Here is a 17,264-nt window from a genome sequence, read left to right as displayed (position 1 = left end):
TTTTGAACCCTTGACCGGACGCCCTGTCACGCGGCATAAGATGACGTCCGCCTGTAATATACAAAGGTACTGGCATATTGAAACGCAGTCTTGCTATTCTTGGCTTTTTAACCCTGATCCTGATCGCTCCCCTGTCCAATGCGGGCCCAACGGGATCGGAGACCGGCTTGCCGTTGCCGCGTTTTGTCTCCCTGTCGTCAGATAAGGTTAATGTCCGCGCCGGGCCGGGGACCCGCTATCCTATCAAATGGGTCTATGTCCGCCGCGGCTGGCCGGTTGAAGTGGTTGAGGAGTATGAGCTTTGGCGGCAAATCCGTGATACCGATGGTTCAATCGGCTGGGTGCACCGTAATCTTATCAGTAGTCGCAGAACCTTGATCATTACGGGTGAGGTTCGGGCGGTCTATGAAGATCCTGACGAAAGCAGCCCCGTCGTCCTGCTTGCTGAGCCGGGAGTAGTTGGCAAGTTGGAAGAATGCGACGGGCGCTGGTGCGAAATCGAGATTGCCGGCCTCACTGGCTGGCTCATGGCCAACCAGTTCTATGGGGTATATGAGAACGAGAAAATTCGCTAGTCCGACTTAGGCGCTCAGGTCTTCGGCCAACGAAGTGCGCGTGTCGCTCTTGATCAGTGCAATATGTCCATAGTTTTCATGCTCGATACCGAGCTGAATTTCCGTTGCGGGGTCTTTGAACGCAGCCTTCTGCGTTTCGGTCAGGGGAAAATGGAGAAAATGGATGGAGGAGGCTTTGCCGTCATCCGTAGTGCGTTCCACTTCCTCTTCCGGCACGGCGTAGATTTTCTCGCCGCCAATGGAGAGATAAATCGTCCTCTCGATATGTCCGAGCTGGCGCAGCATAAAGTCACGGCGAACCGGATCATCGATTTCGATCATCAGTGTTGCCACGAGTTCCGACCCGTTTGGAATGAGCGGATTATAGGCTTCAAGTTCGTCTTTTAACTGCTCATCGCCCCCTTGTTCGATATACAGCATTTCCTGAATTTGCGACCACATGGTGTCGTAATTCTCAAAGTAGAATGTCGCAAAAGGGCCGATTTCTACCCGGCGGTTCTTTTTTATAGGGATGAGCTTCTGTTTATGTTCTTTCCGAATTTTCTGATATTCGGCGAGGGGCAGAATATCTTCCGGCGTAATTTCACGTTTTTGAGCGGCAGTCATAACAATTATTCCTTTTACAGGCCATAGGCTTTGGCCAAAAGTTCAATCGGATGTAAGGCCGTTTTTTCTTCGGCTCCATCGGTTCCGAGATTTTCAATTCCCTGCAACAAATGCTCTGCCGCCAGCGGGCATTCGGATGCAATATATTTTGCATTGGATTTGAGAGCTGTGCGCGCTGCCGGCTTGCCAACCTTGAGTGCGGTCTCATAATTGCCTTTCATGATCCCCCAAGAGCCGCCGTGGCCGGAACACCGCTCAATTACCGCGACTTTGGCATCGGGGATGAGGCGGAGCACTTCCGCTCCCTTCGCGCCCATATTCTGGGCCCGTGCGTGGCACGCGAGATGCATGGCCATGCTATCACCAATGGGTTGCATGCCGTCTGCGATACCTTCCTTCTTGGCGAATTCCATTACATATTCCGCGACATCAAAGGTCGCCTTCGAGAGTTTCGCTATGGACGCATCGTCTGGTGCCAGCAATGGCCATTCGAACTTCAGCATCAACGCGCAGGAAGAGACAAGCGCAATGACATCGTAGCCTTTGTCAATCCAGCTACCGAGGTCTGCAGAAACCTTTTTGGCATTTTCAACGACGCCCTTAAGGTCCCCCTGTTCCATCAGCGGCATGCCGCAACATCCGGGATAGACAACTTCTGTCTCAATACCATTCTTGGCCAGCACTTTACGGGTGGCTTCCCCGGTGGCGGGATTGTTGTAATTACCAAAGCAAGTGGCATAGATGACCGCCTTGCGACCATAGGCCGGGGCATCTTTGTTGATTTCCAGCGGGTTTTCTTTGGCGCGGACCTCAAGGGTCTTGGACTGGTATTTGGGAAGAGCGGCATGCTTATCAATGCCGAGCGTCGCTTCCATAATACCGCGGGTCATTCCATTGGAAGTTTTTGTAGCCCAGTTTGCAAGTGGTGCAACGGGGGCGGCGAGTTTACCGTTGCGATCAGTCTTGGAAAGCTCCCGGCTTACAAACGAATCTTTGCCGTTTTTCTTTTCCACAGCGCGATAACGCAGCATCAAATGCGGAAAATCCAGATTGAACTCATGCGGTGGTACATATGGGCATTTGGTCATAAAGCACATGTCACAGAGCGTACAGGCATCGACGACCGGTTTAAAATCCTCCGAGGAGACAGAATCGAGTTCTTCGGTTTCAGAGGCGTCGATAAGATCGAACAGGCGAGGGAAGGAATCGCATAAATTAAAGCAACGTCGGCAGCCGTGGCAAATGTCAAACACACGGCGCAACTCGTCGTCCAGTTTCTGCTCGTCATAGAATTCTGGATTATTCCAGTCAATAATGTGCCGTGTCGGCGCGTCCAAACTTCCTTCGCGCATAATATTCCTCTGAATGTAACTGGGAGCGAAGGGATAGCGAATCTAAAACTCGCTATCCCGGAAATTGAATCCGAAAGCCGGATTAGTCGTCCAGTGTGTTGAGTGCTTTCTGGAAACGGCCCGCATGGCTTTTTTCTGCCTTTGCAAGGGTTTCGAACCAGTCGGCAATCTCGTCATGGCCTTCTTCGCGCGCGGTTTTGGCCATACCCGGATACATATCAGTATATTCGTGAGTTTCGCCAGCAACAGCTGCTTTGAGGTTATCGGAAGTGCCGCCGATGGGCAGGCCGGTTGCCGGATCGCCTACTTCTTCAAGGTATTCCAGGTGGCCGTGTGCATGGCCGGTTTCACCTTCCGCCGTTGAGCGGAAAACCGTTGCAACATCGTTGTATCCTTCGACATCCGCTTTCTGAGCGAAGTAAAGGTAACGGCGGTTCGCCTGTGATTCACCTGCAAAGGCATCTTTCAGATTTTGTTCGGTTTTGCTTCCCGCTAGAGACATGAAGTCCTCCTAGAATGAAAATTTGGATTAGGTCTGTTCAAGACAGAACAGGATTACCCAAATAATATAGGTCCCGGAAAAACCACTGTCAATAAATTAGAATTCTTCTAAACAATAAATCTTAGGAATGGGCGGAAGATACTATTTTTGGGTCGAACTTACGCGCACAATTACATCGACACTGCTGATTTCCGTACCATCGGGGAGCGGAGGGATATTGTCGACCTTAAGGTCGTTCTTCGCGATATCTTCCAAAGTGCCGGATTGTTCATGAAAGAAATGGTGATGCGGCGTTACATTCGTATCGAAATAAGAACGGCTTGAATCCACAACAACTTCCCTCAGGAGACCAGCGGCGGTAAATTGATGTAAATTGTTGTAGATAGTGGCGAGTGATATCGCAACATTTGCGCCCATGGCGTCATTATGCAAGCGCTCCGCCGTGATGTGACGATTGCCATCAGAGAATAACAACTGTGCCAATACCAAGCGTTGCTTGGTTGGCCGTAACTGAGCATCCCTCAGTTTTTTCTCTAAATCCATTAACTCAGATTGCACCATTGGCTACACTCTATATGTCTAAGCTCCTCTCCAGTGAGGAACATTATTATAAGTATATAGGATTTATTTTAATAATTCAAATCTGCAACAGTAAGTTTCCCACTTTTCGGGCTATTTTCCTGTCATTATTCGCTCGATCAGCTGCTTGACGGTCGGAATGAAGCCATCTGCATAGAATGGATCAGTCGCGAAACGATATGCGCCATGCCCGGCAAACATAAGATTATTCTCAATATTTGCATCGGAATGGATCACGTCCTGCAGGGTTTTCTGGATGCAGAAGCTTCTCGGATCAGCTTTCCGGCCTGTGTTGCCCTTTTCGCCTTCCGCCCAGTTGGAGAAAGAGCATTGGGAGAGGCATCCCATACAATCAATCTGGTCTTTACGTATTTCCGCCATTTTCTCAGGCGATACGAAAATGAGCGTTGAGTCCGGAGTCTTCATGGTCTCGGTGTACCCTTCCGCGATCCAGCCTTCCGCCCGACCTTTATCTTCTGCCGTCAGGTAAACTTCTCGCTTGCGGGCGCCGATACCGAAAGACGTATCATGCGCTCCGATAGGTTCGTTTGAAAACGCAACCTGCCGTTCAGAGCGAGCTTTCAGCTCGTCCAGGAATTCGTTGCGCACGGCAGAAGACCAGAAACCAGTTGGGCTGAATTTATTGAGAAAGACGTCGCCCTTTTTCAGTGTGCCAAGTTTTTTCTTCCAGGCATCGGAAATAGGGCTCTCTTCCGTGAGAAGCGGTCGGGTGCCAAACTGGAACGCAATCGGGCCGATTTCCGGATTGTCGAGCCAATGCTCCCATTCGTCAATATGCCAAACACCTCCTGCCATGATGATCGGTACGTTGTTAAGGCCCATCTCATTCATGAGCTTGCGTAATTCTGCGACCCGTGGGTAGGGATCCTCAGGCTTCAGCGGATCTTCAACATTGCTAAGGCCGTTATGTCCGCCCGCAAGCCAAGGGTCTTCATATACGACGCCACCAAGCCATTCGGAAAATTTGTGATACGCGCGCTTCCACAACGCACGAAAGGCCCGCGCGGAGGAAATTATCGGATAGTAGTGAACCTTATAGTCGGCGGCGATCTGCGCAATGCGATAGGGCATGCCAGCGCCGCAGGTTATTCCGTGAATCAGGCCTTTGGTTCCCTCAAGAACGCCGTGGAGGATACGTTCCGCGCCACCCATTTCCCAAAGAACATTCATGTGAATGCGACCGTTTCCACTTGCAAGCTCGTGAGCTATCTGGGCCTGGGCAATACCGCCTTTAATGCCATAGGCAACCAGTTCGTCATGACGGTCCCGCCGTGTACGACCATGGTAAATTTGCGGAATAATATTTCCCTCATCGTCGAAGCTGTCGGCATTGACGCCTGAGAAAGTCGCAACACCGCCCGCGGCAGCCCAAGCGCCTGAGCTTTGCCCAGAAGATACAGCAATGCCTTTGCCACCCTCAATCAGGGGCAGGGCTTCCTTGCCTGACAACATAATCGAATTCAACGGCTTCACGAGATAATTCCTATGGCTACATACCTAAGCATTAACTTAACACTTAGAGCATGGTAGCCCAAGCATCAAGAGACATATAAAAAACGAGGGCGGCAGGACAACTACGTCCACACCGCCCTCGATCTCGAATATAGCTGGCGTTGGAGCCTTATTCCTCCGCTGCAGCCTTTTCGTCGTCTGCCAGAACGGCCTTCATGGAAAGCCGTACTTTGCCGCGACCGTCAATCTCTAGAACTTTCACGCGAACTTCATCGCCTTCGTTGACAACGTCGGTAACCTTGCCGACGCGCTGCGGCGCCAGTTCGGAAATATGAACGAGGCCATCGCGGTTTCCGAAGAAATTCACGAAAGCACCGAAATCAACGACTTTCACGACTTTACCTGTGTAGGTCACGCCAACTTCAGGATCATCAACGATGGATTTAATCCAGTTGATGGCCGCATCCGCACTTTCAGTTGTGGTTGCGGCAACCTTGACGGTGCCATCATCCTCGATATCGATTTTGGCGCCGGTCACTTCGCAGATTTCGCGAATAACCTTGCCACCTGTTCCGATAATATCGCGGATTTTGTCTTTATGGACCTGCAGCTGAGTAATACGAGGGGCGCCATCACGAACGCCGTCACGGGCGCTGTCGATTGCCTTGCCCATCTCTTTCAGGATATGCAGTCGGCCTTCGGTGGCCTGTGCAAGCGCGATGCGCATGATTTCCTCTGTAATGCCGGAAATCTTGATATCCATCTGGAGCGAGGTAATCCCTTTATCGGTACCCGCAACCTTGAAGTCCATATCACCGAGATGGTCTTCATCACCCAGAATATCAGAAAGAACGGCAAATTGGCCGTCTTCTTCCAGAATAAGGCCCATGGCAATACCGGCCACGGGGCGTTCGAGCGGAACGCCCGCATCCATCAACGCAAGAGATGTACCGCATACAGTTGCCATAGAGGAAGAACCGTTAGATTCGGTCACTTCCGAGACAACTCGCAATGTGTATGGGAATTTGTCTTTTGCAGGCAATAGTGGATGGATTGCCCGCCATGCCAACTTGCCATGCCCGACTTCCCGGCGACCGGTAAAACCGATACGACCGACTTCACCGACCGAATAGGGTGGGAAGTTATAGTGAAGCATGAAGTTTTCGCGATACTCGCCCGCAAGCGCATCCACGATCTGCTCGTCCTGTCCGGTGCCGAGGGTGGCAACGACCAGAGCCTGTGTTTCTCCGCGTGTGAAAAGAGCAGAGCCATGACTACGCGGCAGGGAGCCGATTTCAGCGATAATCGGGCGAACCGTTTTGGTATCCCGTCCATCAATGCGGCTACCCGTTGCAATGATGTTGCCACGGACAATTTTCTTCTCGATCTTTTTCAGGATACCGCCAGCATCTTCACGCTCATCTTCATCAAGTGAGGCAATCGCAGCTTCCTTCGCAGCTGACACTTTATCTGTCCGAGTTTGCTTGACCTGCTCTTTGTAAGCATCGGCGAGCGCGGATTCAGCAGCGGCCGTTACTTTTGCTTCCAGATCCTTGTCTGTTTCCTCGGGTGTGAAATCCCAGGGTTCTTTCGCACAAGCTTCTGCAAGCTCGATAATTGCATCTAGAACCGTCTGCATTTCGCGATGGCCATACATCACTGCGCCCAGCATTTCTTCTTCGCTGAGTTCGTGCGCTTCTGATTCGATCATCAGTACGGCTTCTTCTGTGCCAGCGATCACAAGGTCTAGCTTGGTATCGTCCATTTGTGCGGCGACCGGGTTCAGTACATACTCTCCGTCAATAAAGCCAACGCGTGCAGCGCCAACCGGACCGAGGAATGGAATACCGGAGATTGTCAATGCAGCGGATGCGCCAACGAGGGCAACGACATCCGGGTCATTTTCCATGTCATGCGCGAGAACTGTGCAAATAACCTGTGTTTCATTCTTGAAACCAGTTACGAAAGACGGGCGCAGCGGCCGGTCGATCAAGCGAGAGGTGAGAGTTTCTTTTTCACTCGGACGACCTTCGCGTTTGAAAAAGCCGCCCGGAATCTTACCGGCGGCGAATGCTTTTTCCTGATAGTTGACAGTGAGCGGGAAGAAATCCAGTCCCGGCTTCCGTGTCCTTTGGGCAACTGCCGTACAGAGTACCTGCGTGCCACCATATGTGATCATAACTGCACCGTCAGCCTGACGGGCAACTTTACCTGTTTCCAATACGAGCGGACGTCCGCCCCACATCACTTCCTTGCGATGTACTTCAAACATTTTTTTTCCTTCCAACGCAGGAACAGCCCCATGCCGTCCTGCCAAATCTGAGACCCTATGCCTCAGTCCTTATTTCTATTTTACTTAACTTCAAACGTTGCATTTATGAAGATCAAGCCTTCCTAAATGCGGCAAACGCCGATGTGCAATGGGCGAGCCCAAGGCAGACACCGGCGTTTGTTGGGAGTGCGGTCTGTATGACAGATCCACGCATCTTAACTTTACTTACGAATACCAAGGCGCTTAATAGTTTCCTGGTAACGTGTTTCTTCGACTTTCCGTAGGTAGTCGAGCAGACGACGACGGCGGCTGACCATTTTTAACAGTCCGCGGCGTGAATGCACATCGCCTTTATGTTCTTTGAAATGATCTGTAAGGTTGCCAATCCGTTCAGTCAAAATGGCAATCTGTACTTCAGGGGAGCCGGTGTCCCCTTCTTTTGTCGCATATTCCGTGATCAGTTCTGCTTTACGTTCTGCAGTGATCGACATCGGGTTCTCCTAGGTTTATAAATTAAAAATCCGGACAGGGTACATCCGGTCAGCCTCGATTTTCGCGATACCGATCGGGATGTTTCCGTCCATGGCACAGACAAAACCGTCTGCTTGATTTGGGGCCGCCACGTCATTACCGTGCCGCAAACGTATCGCCTGCGGTTCCGTTACGGCCAGAGCCGGGATGTCGTCCAGCGCGGTCGTAATTGGGAGCAAGCCCTCAAATTCTGCGGGACACTGCCACAGCTTTGCCAACTTATCCAGTGAAATCGCATCCATCTCTAAAAAAGGACCGACCCGGATACGGCGAAGGGCTGACAAATGGGCAACAGTTCCCAGCTTCACCGCTATGTCGCGAGCGAGAGAGCGGATATATGTGCCTTTTCCGCAGGTCACCTCAAAGATGGCGTGCTCGGTGTCAACGATCTCGATCAGGCTTAAGCTTTCGATACGGACTTCGCGTTCCGGCATATCAATGTCTTGTCCGGCACGGGCCAGTTTGTAGGCTCGCTCGCCATTTATTTTAATGGCGGAAAAAGCAGGGGGGTACTGTCGGATCGTGCCGGTAAAAGAAGGCAGGATATTCAGAATATCCTCTCGGGTTGGGCGGATATCGGACGTGGCCTCGATTTCCCCTTCAATATCATCCGTATTGCGCTTTTCCCCCCAACGGGCGGTGAAACGATATTCCTTGCTGTCATCAGTGATATAGCTGACCGTTTTCGTCGCCTCGCCAAGTGCGATGGGGAGAATTCCGGTTGCAAAGGGGTCGAGCGTGCCCGCATGGCCCGCCTTTGCCGCATTCATGATCCGCTTGACACGGCCCACCACCTGCGCAGAGCTCAGGCCAGCATCCTTGTCAATGTTGAGCCATCCATGGATGGGGATACCGCGCCGCTTTCGTGCCATAGGATGCTATTTGGAATCTTCCGGTAGCCGGTTTTTGCGAATGAGATCGTCTATATGGCTGCCGTAGGCAAAGGAATCGTCCTTCTTGAAAACCAGCCGTGGGGTGAACTTCATGGTAAGATGTTTTCCCATCTCTCCCTGAATGACGCCTGACGTCCGATTAAGGCCGGCGATGACTGCTTCCTCGTTGACACCGCCAAGAGAGGTGACATAGACGGTAGCATTTCGCATGTCAGGACTCGGTTTCACTTCCGAGATCGTGACAGACGACCCCGCAACATCCGGATCATGAATCAAGTCCCGTGAGAGAATATCGGCAATGACATGGCGGAGCTCTTCGCCCACACGTAACTGCCGCTTGCTCGCAGTCCTTGGGCCTCGTTTTGTATGTGCCATGAGATTTCTCCCGCGAATCTACGCGATGTTGAGCAGGGGAGCCCTAAAGCTCCCGTGCCACCTCTTCGACCTCAAAGCATTCGATGAAGTCACCGACTTTCAGGTCATGGTAATTCTCGAACGCCATACCGCATTCCATGCCGGATTTCACCTCTTTGACTTCATCCTTGAAGCGCTTGAGAGTTGACAGTGTTCCTTCATGAATAACTACATCATCACGCAGCAATCGTACCTTCGCGCCGCGCTTGACGTTGCCTTCGGTAACCATACAGCCGCCGATTTTTCCGATCTTCGAAATATTGAAGACTTCGCGAATTTCCGCATAGCCGAGGAAGTTTTCCCGCAGGGTCGGGGCCAGCATGCCGGACAGCATCGCTCGCATATCGTCGATCACGTTGTAGATGACTGAGTAATACTGAATATCGATGCCCTGACTTTCAGCTTCATCTCTCGCCTGCTTGTTGGCACGGGTGTTAAAGGCGATAATAATTGCCCGTGACGCGGCCGCTAGGGCAACATCGGATTCAGTGATACCACCAACGCCGGAGAGAAGGACTTTTACCGCAACTTCATCGGTGCCAAGGTTTTCAAGGGCCGTGGTAATTGCTTCCGCCGAACCTTGAACGTCCGCCTTGATCACGACCGGCAGTTCATCCGCTGTGCCTTCCTGAATGGCGCTGAACATCTGCTCAATCGTGCCACGGGCGCTTGCTGTAACCTTCTTGTCCTTGTCCAGTTGCTGACGGTAGGTGGCAATTTCCTTCGCCTTACTTTCCGACTCTGTCACAACGAAATCATCGCCCGCTGTCGGCGTACCCTGAATACCCAGAACTTCGACCGGAACGGACGGTCCCGCTTCTTCAACGTTTTGACCGCGATGATCAAGAAGAGCGCGAACTTTGCCCATTGCCGGACCCATCACAAAGTAGTCACCGACATGGAGAGTTCCCCGGTTTACAAGAACGGTACCGACCATGCCGCGTCCCGTCTCGAGTTTTGCCTCGACAACCGTACCATGTGCGGACCGGTTGGGGTTGGCTTTAAGTTCCAGTACTTCGGCCTGCAGGAGGATTGCTTCCTGCAGCTTATCAAGCCCGGCGCCCGTTTTGGCGGAAACTTCCACGTCCAGAACGTCACCACCCATATCTTCGACGAAGATTTCATGCTGGAGCAGTTCCTGCCGCACTTTGTTCGGGTCTGCGGCCGGCTTGTCGCATTTGTTGATAGCGACGATAATCGGAACTTCCGCCGCCTTCGCATGTTTGATCGCCTCAATTGTCTGGGGCATTACGCTGTCATCTGCGGCAACGACCAGAATAACGATATCAGTGACCTGCGCGCCACGCATGCGCATTGCTGTAAAAGCTTCATGGCCTGGTGTATCGAGGAAGGTGATGATCTCACCGGAGGCGAGCTTTACCTGATACGCACCAATGTGCTGTGTAATACCGCCCGCTTCGCCGGAGACAACGTCTGACTTGCGAAGGGCGTCCAGAAGGGAGGTTTTACCATGATCGACATGGCCCATGACGGCAACAACTGGCGCACGTGGCTGGAGGCTTTCAGCAGTGTCCTCCTCTTCACCGCCCAGGCCGATTTCCACGTCGGACGCGGCAATTCGGCGTGCTTTATGGCCGAGTTCTTCAACGACCAGCTCCGCCGTATCCGCATCGATGGTCTGATTGGCCGTCGCCATGATGCCAAGTTTCATCAATGCCTTGATAACATCGACAGAACGTTCGGTCATACGGTTGGCAAGTTCCTGCACGGAGATGACTTCCGGGATGGTAACTTCACGGAAAATTTTCTGTGGTGGCTCTGCATCTTGCTGGTGCTTTTTGCGGGCGCGCCGGATAGAGGCGAGGGACCGTTGTTTCGGCCCACGATCATCAAGCGCTTCCCCAATTGTCAGGCGGCCCGAGCGACGGCGCTGCTCATTCGGTTTGCGAGTAGGTGTGGGACGTTCTTCAGCACCGCGTATATTTTTCGTTGTTTTCTTGCGACCACCTGCGAGATCATTGCCTGGAGTGGAGTCACCTTCAACGGTCCGTTGATTGCGCGGCGGCGGTGCTTTCGCCTCGCGCCGAAGTTCTTCGTCTTTCGCAGTTGACTTGACCTTCTCACGATGGACGGCAACTTGCGCATTCTTTGTCGCGTTTGCTTCTTCTGACAGACGGCGCGCCTCTTCCTCTTCTGCACGGCGTCTTTCTTCAGGAGAGCGGCGTTTCTGTTTTACAGGCTCAGCTGGAGATTCTGCCTCTTTTGTGGCGTCATCGGCAGCTTTTGGTTCTTCTGCTGCTTTGCGTGCGTCCTCTGCGGCTTGCGCTTCTTCGCGGGCTTTTTGCTCCGCGGCATCACGCAAGGATTGCTCACGAGCGAGACCTAGCGCCGCTGCGCGTGCTGCCTTCTCGTCATTAGTCAGAATGACGGTTCCATCTTTGGAGCCACTGGATTTTGACGTTTCAGCTGGCTTTTTCTTGCTTGCCGCAGGCTTCGCGACATGGAGAGTCTTCTTTGCCGCCGGTGCAGCAGGGCTAGCTGTAGCTGGCTTCTGGCCGCCAAGACCCAGAGTGCTACGCTTTTTGCGCACTTCCACCTGTACCGTCTTGGAGCGCCCATGGGTAAAGCTCTGACGGACCTGACTATTGCCGCCAGCGGGTTTTTTCGCTTCTAACGGTTTATTCAGGCTAAGCGACTTACGCCCATCCTTGTCATTTGTCTCAGTCATTCTTACTCCGACACTTCGGTATTTAGGTTGCGTTGACCCCTGAACATTTTCAGCCGGGAGGCCGCCGTCAAAATCTTTTTCGTCAGGGCGCTATTTGTCAGGCAGGCATGGATTGCATTTTCCAAACCCAACGCCTGACTTAATTCGGCGCCGCTGAATATTTCTATCACTGGCAGCGGTCCAGCGATCCGCTTGAGCTTCTGCCGTCCGTCTTCGGCTCCATCGGCGGCGGCAATCAATAAGGTTGCCTTCCCCGATTTCAGCGCCCTCTCAACCTTGGCAAAGCCGACTGTCACCAAACCGCCTTTACGCCCAAGCCCTATCAGGGACAAACTTCGTTGTGCCAAAGACTGGTCAATTATCGCTACCAGGTCTTCCGACACAGTTACTGCTCGCTTCGCCGCTTTGCCAAACAGTCGTTTCTTAACTGCCAGCTCAACTGCTTTCGCATCGCAGCTTACCCAGATTCCGCGTCCAGGCAAGTTAAAGCCAATATCATGAACCAACTGACCATCAGGTGAGACCGCAAAGCGAAGTAGTGCGTCCTTTTCCTGTATTTGTCCAGTGGCTATACACCGGCGTTGCGGATCACTCAAGTCTACTTCTCCGCCAGCTGCCTCAATCGGCTGAATTTTCTTCCTCTGTTTCTTCTTCCGTTGCGGCATCTTCATCTTCGAACCAATGCGCGCGTGCCGCCATTACAACCTGATTGGCTTCATCTGCCGTCAGGCCGAATTCACGTAAAATTCCGTCTTCCGGGCTGATAAGTTCGTCGCCAGACAGATCCGCGAGATCGTCAAGTTCCTTAACGCCAGCTTCACCCAGAGCGACAATCATGGCAGGGGTCAGGAGCTGCAAATTCACGATGTCATCACTGACACCCATTTCCTGCCGCTTTTCTTCCAGCTCGGAATTAGTTTGCTCGACATATTCTCGCGCACGATTGCTCAACTCAACTGCGATTTCTTCATCGAAGCCTTCGATTTCGGCAATTTCGTTGACATCCACATACATGACGTCTTCAACAGAGGTAAACCCTTCCGAGGCCAATAGTTGGGCAATCGTCTCGTCCACATCAAGGGCGGCCATGAAGTTTTGTGTACGCTCAGTGAATTCAGCCTGACGTCGGTTGCTTTCCTCTTCCTCCGTCAGGATATCGATATCCCAGCCGGACAGTTGTGAGGCAAGCCGGACATTCTGTCCGCGCCGACCAATGGCGAGGGAGAGCTGGTCATCAGGAACAACAACCTCGATACGGTTTGCATCTTCATCAAGCACGACTTTGGCGACTTCTGCAGGCGCCAATGCATTGACAATGAAGCTTGCCTGATCGGGCGACCACTGAATGATATCAATCTTCTCGCCCTGCAACTCGTTGACTACTGCTTGCACGCGAGACCCGCGCATACCTACACAGGCACCAACTGGGTCAATGCTCGGGTCGCTGGAAAGAACGGCAATTTTCGCCCGGCTTCCCGGATCGCGGGCAACGGCCTTCACTTCGATAATGCCGTCATAAATTTCAGGCACTTCCTGACCGAACAGTTTCGACATAAACTGTGGATGACTGCGGGAGAGAAAAATCTGCGGTCCGCGAGGCTCTTGCCGCACGTCATAGATATAGGCACGAATACGGTCGCCCTGACGGAATGTTTCTCGCGGCAACATTTCATCGCGGCGGACCACGGCGTCAGCTTTGCCTAGATCAACCGTTACATTGCCATATTCAACACGTTTGACGATGCCGTTGACAACCTCGCCGACGCGATCCTTATACTCATGATACTGGCGTTCACGCTCCGCTTCACGGACCTTTTGAACGATCACCTGCTTTGCCGTCTGGGCAGCGATGCGACCAAAATCGATGGGTGGCAGCGGGTCGACCAGCAGATCGCCAACGACGGCGCCTTCTTTTTCCGGCTGGGCGTCGGCAACAGAAATCTGCGTCGCCTCATTCTCGACTTCCTCGGCGACTTCACGGATGCGGGCAAGACGAATTTCACCTGTTCCCCGATCAATATTGGCGCGAATGTCATTTTCATGCCCGTATTTAGCGCGCGCCGCTTTCTGGATAGCCTCTTCCATTGCTTCCAAAACGATATCCCGATCGATAACCTTTTCTCGGGCAACCGCATCGGCGACTTGCAATAATTCCAGGCGGTTTAAACTAGCTGCGTTTTCCATGACCAAATGTCCGTCCAAAAAACATGTTTACGATTTAATCACGACTTGTGCTCGCCGCGATCAGTTCGTCTGTCAAAATCAATTTTGCCTTCCTCACGTCAGAAAAAGGCAGCTCCAGTCGACTGGAGTCGTCCAGCTGCAGTATGACCATATCATTCTCTAGGCCCAACAGCTTCCCACGATATCGGCGCTGGCCGTCAACAGCCTGCTCCAATTCCACTTTTGCCTCAAACCCGGACCAGCGCTGAAAATCCTTGAGGCGCGTCAGCGGCCGATCAATTCCAGGAGAGGAAACTTCAAGATTATAGGCACCCGAAATGGGATCTTCCACATCTAACAGCGCCGATACCATCTGGCTGACTTCCGTGCAACCCTCAATGGTCATTGTCCCGTCTGGTTTTTCCGCCATAATCTGAAGCACTTTACTTTCGCTTCCCGTCAGGCGTACCCGCACCACTTCGTAGCCCATATCATTTAAAGGCGGCGTGATCAGATCTTCAATTTTCTCGATCGGGTTCAGGGTACTTCTCGCAGTTGTGACAAAACATAAAAAAACAGCGGACCAGAGGCCCACCGCTCAAATGCTCATCCTGACGGTGAGCGAACAGTATGTATACGCCTATAATAGCTGAGATGCTGGCAAAGCCAAGCTTTTTATTTGCGTTGGCCCCGCAGGAACTGGCCTATTGGCGGTGGAATCGATAGTAGACGGGCCGCAGCCCTTTTTCGACGGCCTTCATCTCATAGCGCGTTGGTGGCCAGTCGCTCCCGCGCTCACGCCAATCCTCAGGTTTTTCAGCTATCCATGTGAATTTTTCGGATCGCAGCATGTGCCAAAGGATCCATGCGCCGTAATCCTCATGATCAGTACCGATTCGAAGCTCCCCACCGGGTTTAATAACCCGGGCGAGGGATTCAATGTTTTCATTAGAGACGAATCGCCGTTTTTTATGCCCGCTTTTTGGCCAGGGGTCAGGGAAAAGAATAAACGCACGATCAATGCTTGCATCGGGCAGTTTTCCGATTACCAGTTCTGCCGCGTCGTTATGGAGCCGGACATTCTTCGCGTCATTTTCTTCCAGCTTGCCTAGAAGGGTTGCGACGCCATTGATATACGGTTCGCAACCGATAAAGCCGACATCGGGATTTTCCTTCGCCTGCCATGCCAGATGTTCCCCACTGCCAAAGCCAATCTCCAGCCAAAAGGCGCGGCAGGAATCGTCGAACAGGCAAGGGAGGTCAATCTGGCATGGCTCAAGCGAAATAGCCAGTTTTGGAAACCATGATTCGATCAGACGTTGCTGCCCCTTGCGAAGAGGCTTTCCCCGGCGACGGCCATACAGGATGCGCGCGCCGTCCTTCGTCTGCATGTCCGACATTGTCACAGCGTTAGGAAAGCGCAGATTTCAAACTGTCCACCAGATCGGTCTTTTCCCAAGAGAAGCCACCATCTGCTTCGGGCGCTCTGCCAAAATGGCCATAGGCGGCAGTCCGGGCATAGATCGGTTTGTTCAGGCCAAGATGCTCCCGAATGCCGCGCGGCGTCAGATCCATAACTTCCATCAGAGCCTTGGCGACTTTATTTTCGTCAACCTGACCTGTTCCGTAAAGATCAACATAGAGTGACAGCGGCTTGGATACGCCAATGGCGTAAGATACCTGGATGCAGCAGCGATCAGCAAGGCCAGCGGCTACGACGTTTTTGGCGAGATAACGAGACGCATAGGCGGCGGAGCGGTCGACTTTTGTTGGATCCTTACCTGAAAAAGCACCGCCGCCATGAGGCGCGGCACCGCCATATGTATCAACAATGATCTTACGGCCTGTCAAACCGGCGTCCCCGTCCGGGCCACCGATGACGAATTTTCCGGTTGGGTTGACGTAGAATTCATCTTCCGGACACATCCAGCCATCGGGTAGTACGTCGACGACGTATTTGCGAACAATTTCCCGCACGGCATCCGTGTCGAGGCCTTCATCATGTTGGGTGGAGACAACAACCGACGTTGCGCGGACGGGTTTTCCATCTTCATAGGCGAGAGTGACCTGACTTTTTGAATCCGGTCCCAAGCCTATTTCCGTGCCGCTGTGACGTGCATCCGCAAGTGCTTTCAGAATATTGTGGGAATAATAAATAGGCGCGGGCATCAGGACATCTGTCTCGTTCACCGCATAACCGAACATAATCCCCTGATCGCCGGCGCCTTCATCCTTATTGCCAGCGGCATCCACACCTTGAGCGATGTCCACTGACTGAGCATGCAGATACACATCGACGGACGCATTCTTCCAATGAAAGCCATCCTGTTCATAACCGATGTCCTTTACGGCGGCGCGAGCAGTTTCTTCAATAAGGGATTTCGTGATTTCAGCTGGGCCGCGAACCTCACCGGCAAGCACAATCTTGTTTGTTGTCGTCAGTGTTTCGCAGGCGACGCGGGAAAAGGGGTCCTGTGACAGATATAAATCGACAATACTGTCCGAAATCCGGTCACAAACCTTGTCAGGGTGCCCTTCCGATACCGATTCACTTGTGAAAAGAAAATTTTTGCTAGGCACGCGAACATCCTTTTGTTTTAGTCAATGGCGCTTTATGGAAGCCAAAGGGAACGGCGCCGACCACCCAATTTGAAAGTCTGCCGCACTCTAACAAAATCGAAGTTGCGGTCAAGAAAATCTGCGTTCCGGTCTAATTCGTCGACACAGAAGTGTCTTTATCTGCCTCATCAGCGGCCAATGCCTTGACGACATCAAAGACCCGTTTGCGAACGTCCAGATTATTAATTTTGTAGTAGGCACGGACAAGTTCCAAAGTCTCGCGTTTTCCGAGAAAATCATGTTCGAACTCGTCTGTTGGTTCCTGTATGCCTGAGGTTTGTAGGGTGCTTCCTGACGGCATTTCCTCAAAAAAGAAGGCGGGCTTTACATCAAGAATACGACTGAGCTCAAACAGACGGCTTGCGCCGATACGATTGGCGCCGCGTTCGTATTTTTGTATTTGTTGGAACGTCAAGCCCAGCTTTTCTCCCAGCTTTTGTTGGCTGAGACCAAGTAATGTCCGACGCATTCGGAGTCGGCTACCTACATGCGCATCCACCGGATGATTTGACATCTATATCCCTCATACTATCTGGCGGTTTGAAAATAACCATACGTGCTAACAGTTCGCACTTCTAAACCTTCAAGTTGTTTTT

At 52.3% G+C, this 17,264-nt stretch carries 17 protein-coding genes; 1 reads left to right on the top strand and 16 read right to left on the bottom strand.

What is annotated here, in order from left to right; all coding sequences use genetic code 11:
* Positions 1-77 precede the first annotated feature (77 nt).
* Entirely contained in the window at positions 78-575 is a 498-nt protein-coding gene (locus LKE13_RS03145; RefSeq protein ID WP_227948239.1) for an SH3 domain-containing protein, read from the top strand.
* A gap of 6 nt (positions 576-581) precedes the next feature.
* Here the strand turns inward: LKE13_RS03145 and LKE13_RS03140 are convergent, their stop codons facing one another.
* From LKE13_RS03140 to LKE13_RS03065, 16 genes are all read right to left on the bottom strand, one after another.
* A complete protein-coding gene (locus LKE13_RS03140) occupies positions 582-1,181 on the bottom strand; it encodes a DUF3501 family protein (protein WP_227948238.1) in 600 nt (199 codons plus the stop codon).
* A 14-nt stretch (positions 1,182-1,195) separates the two neighbouring features.
* Positions 1,196-2,533 (bottom strand): heterodisulfide reductase-related iron-sulfur binding cluster, encoded by a 1,338-nt coding sequence (locus tag LKE13_RS03135; protein ID WP_227948237.1) that lies wholly within the window; start codon positions 2,531-2,533, stop codon positions 1,196-1,198.
* An 82-nt stretch (positions 2,534-2,615) separates the two neighbouring features.
* Positions 2,616-3,035 (bottom strand): rubrerythrin family protein, encoded by a 420-nt coding sequence (locus tag LKE13_RS03130; RefSeq protein ID WP_227948236.1) that lies wholly within the window; start codon positions 3,033-3,035, stop codon positions 2,616-2,618.
* 141 nt (positions 3,036-3,176) lie between these two features.
* The gene (gene irrA, locus LKE13_RS03125) at positions 3,177-3,596 is read right to left on the bottom strand and encodes an iron response transcriptional regulator IrrA (protein WP_227948235.1); all 420 of its coding nucleotides are present in this window, start codon (positions 3,594-3,596) and stop codon (positions 3,177-3,179) included.
* Between the two features lie 111 nt (positions 3,597-3,707).
* Positions 3,708-5,108: an NAD(P)H-dependent flavin oxidoreductase gene (locus tag LKE13_RS03120; protein ID WP_227948234.1), complete on the bottom strand. Its 1,401-nt coding sequence runs from the start codon at positions 5,106-5,108 to the stop codon at positions 3,708-3,710.
* 148 nt (positions 5,109-5,256) lie between these two features.
* Positions 5,257-7,359 (bottom strand): polyribonucleotide nucleotidyltransferase, encoded by a 2,103-nt coding sequence (gene pnp, locus LKE13_RS03115; protein ID WP_227948233.1) that lies wholly within the window; start codon positions 7,357-7,359, stop codon positions 5,257-5,259.
* A gap of 221 nt (positions 7,360-7,580) precedes the next feature.
* Positions 7,581-7,850, bottom strand: a complete 270-nt coding sequence (gene rpsO / locus LKE13_RS03110) for a 30S ribosomal protein S15 (protein WP_227948232.1) — start codon at positions 7,848-7,850, stop codon at positions 7,581-7,583.
* Between the two features lie 15 nt (positions 7,851-7,865).
* Entirely contained in the window at positions 7,866-8,762 is an 897-nt protein-coding gene (gene truB / locus LKE13_RS03105) for a tRNA pseudouridine(55) synthase TruB (RefSeq protein WP_227948231.1), read from the bottom strand.
* Positions 8,763-8,768: 6 nt separating this feature from the next.
* Positions 8,769-9,158, bottom strand: a complete 390-nt coding sequence (gene rbfA, locus LKE13_RS03100; RefSeq protein ID WP_227948230.1) for a 30S ribosome-binding factor RbfA — start codon at positions 9,156-9,158, stop codon at positions 8,769-8,771.
* A 43-nt stretch (positions 9,159-9,201) separates the two neighbouring features.
* Entirely contained in the window at positions 9,202-11,886 is a 2,685-nt protein-coding gene (gene infB / locus LKE13_RS03095) for a translation initiation factor IF-2 (RefSeq protein ID WP_227948229.1), read from the bottom strand.
* A gap of 2 nt (positions 11,887-11,888) precedes the next feature.
* Positions 11,889-12,482 carry an RNA-binding protein gene (locus tag LKE13_RS03090; RefSeq protein ID WP_265334750.1) on the bottom strand — a complete coding sequence of 198 codons (594 nt, stop codon included), beginning with the start codon at positions 12,480-12,482 and terminating at the stop codon, positions 11,889-11,891.
* Positions 12,483-12,504: 22 nt separating this feature from the next.
* Positions 12,505-14,070 (bottom strand): transcription termination factor NusA, encoded by a 1,566-nt coding sequence (gene nusA, locus LKE13_RS03085; protein WP_227948228.1) that lies wholly within the window; start codon positions 14,068-14,070, stop codon positions 12,505-12,507.
* A 34-nt stretch (positions 14,071-14,104) separates the two neighbouring features.
* The gene (gene rimP / locus LKE13_RS03080) at positions 14,105-14,644 is read right to left on the bottom strand and encodes a ribosome maturation factor RimP (protein ID WP_227948227.1); all 540 of its coding nucleotides are present in this window, start codon (positions 14,642-14,644) and stop codon (positions 14,105-14,107) included.
* 109 nt (positions 14,645-14,753) lie between these two features.
* Positions 14,754-15,449: a tRNA (guanine(46)-N(7))-methyltransferase TrmB gene (trmB, locus tag LKE13_RS03075; RefSeq protein ID WP_227948226.1), complete on the bottom strand. Its 696-nt coding sequence runs from the start codon at positions 15,447-15,449 to the stop codon at positions 14,754-14,756.
* 10 nt (positions 15,450-15,459) lie between these two features.
* Positions 15,460-16,629, bottom strand: a complete 1,170-nt coding sequence (gene metK / locus LKE13_RS03070) for a methionine adenosyltransferase (RefSeq protein ID WP_227948225.1) — start codon at positions 16,627-16,629, stop codon at positions 15,460-15,462.
* A 130-nt stretch (positions 16,630-16,759) separates the two neighbouring features.
* Positions 16,760-17,182, bottom strand: a complete 423-nt coding sequence (locus LKE13_RS03065) for a helix-turn-helix domain-containing protein (protein ID WP_227948224.1) — start codon at positions 17,180-17,182, stop codon at positions 16,760-16,762.
* Positions 17,183-17,264: the final 82 nt, after the last annotated feature.

Origin of the sequence: Sneathiella sp. HT1-7 (assembly GCF_020731145.1) — a bacterium.
GTDB lineage: Bacteria > Pseudomonadota > Alphaproteobacteria > Sneathiellales > Sneathiellaceae > Sneathiella.
The sequence above is the reverse complement of the archived record's forward strand: the minus strand, read 5'-3'. Positions and strand labels throughout refer to the sequence as shown.

What these genes read in the sequence shown, in the direction of transcription:
- LKE13_RS03130 (WP_227948236.1), bottom strand. Translation starts at nt 3,035, where the DNA reads ATGTCTCTAGCGGGAAGCAAAACCGAACAAAATCTGAAAGATGCCTTT.
- LKE13_RS03065 (WP_227948224.1), bottom strand. Translation starts at nt 17,182, where the DNA reads ATGTCAAATCATCCGGTGGATGCGCATGTAGGTAGCCGACTCCGAATG.
- irrA (WP_227948235.1), bottom strand. Translation starts at nt 3,596, where the DNA reads ATGGTGCAATCTGAGTTAATGGATTTAGAGAAAAAACTGAGGGATGCT.
- truB (WP_227948231.1), bottom strand. Translation starts at nt 8,762, where the DNA reads ATGGCACGAAAGCGGCGCGGTATCCCCATCCATGGATGGCTCAACATT.
- trmB (WP_227948226.1), bottom strand. Translation starts at nt 15,449, where the DNA reads ATGTCGGACATGCAGACGAAGGACGGCGCGCGCATCCTGTATGGCCGT.
- LKE13_RS03135 (WP_227948237.1), bottom strand. Translation starts at nt 2,533, where the DNA reads ATGCGCGAAGGAAGTTTGGACGCGCCGACACGGCACATTATTGACTGG.
- nusA (WP_227948228.1), bottom strand. Translation starts at nt 14,070, where the DNA reads ATGGAAAACGCAGCTAGTTTAAACCGCCTGGAATTATTGCAAGTCGCC.
- rpsO (WP_227948232.1), bottom strand. Translation starts at nt 7,850, where the DNA reads ATGTCGATCACTGCAGAACGTAAAGCAGAACTGATCACGGAATATGCG.
- LKE13_RS03140 (WP_227948238.1), bottom strand. Translation starts at nt 1,181, where the DNA reads ATGACTGCCGCTCAAAAACGTGAAATTACGCCGGAAGATATTCTGCCC.
- pnp (WP_227948233.1), bottom strand. Translation starts at nt 7,359, where the DNA reads ATGTTTGAAGTACATCGCAAGGAAGTGATGTGGGGCGGACGTCCGCTC.
- rbfA (WP_227948230.1), bottom strand. Translation starts at nt 9,158, where the DNA reads ATGGCACATACAAAACGAGGCCCAAGGACTGCGAGCAAGCGGCAGTTA.
- infB (WP_227948229.1), bottom strand. Translation starts at nt 11,886, where the DNA reads ATGACTGAGACAAATGACAAGGATGGGCGTAAGTCGCTTAGCCTGAAT.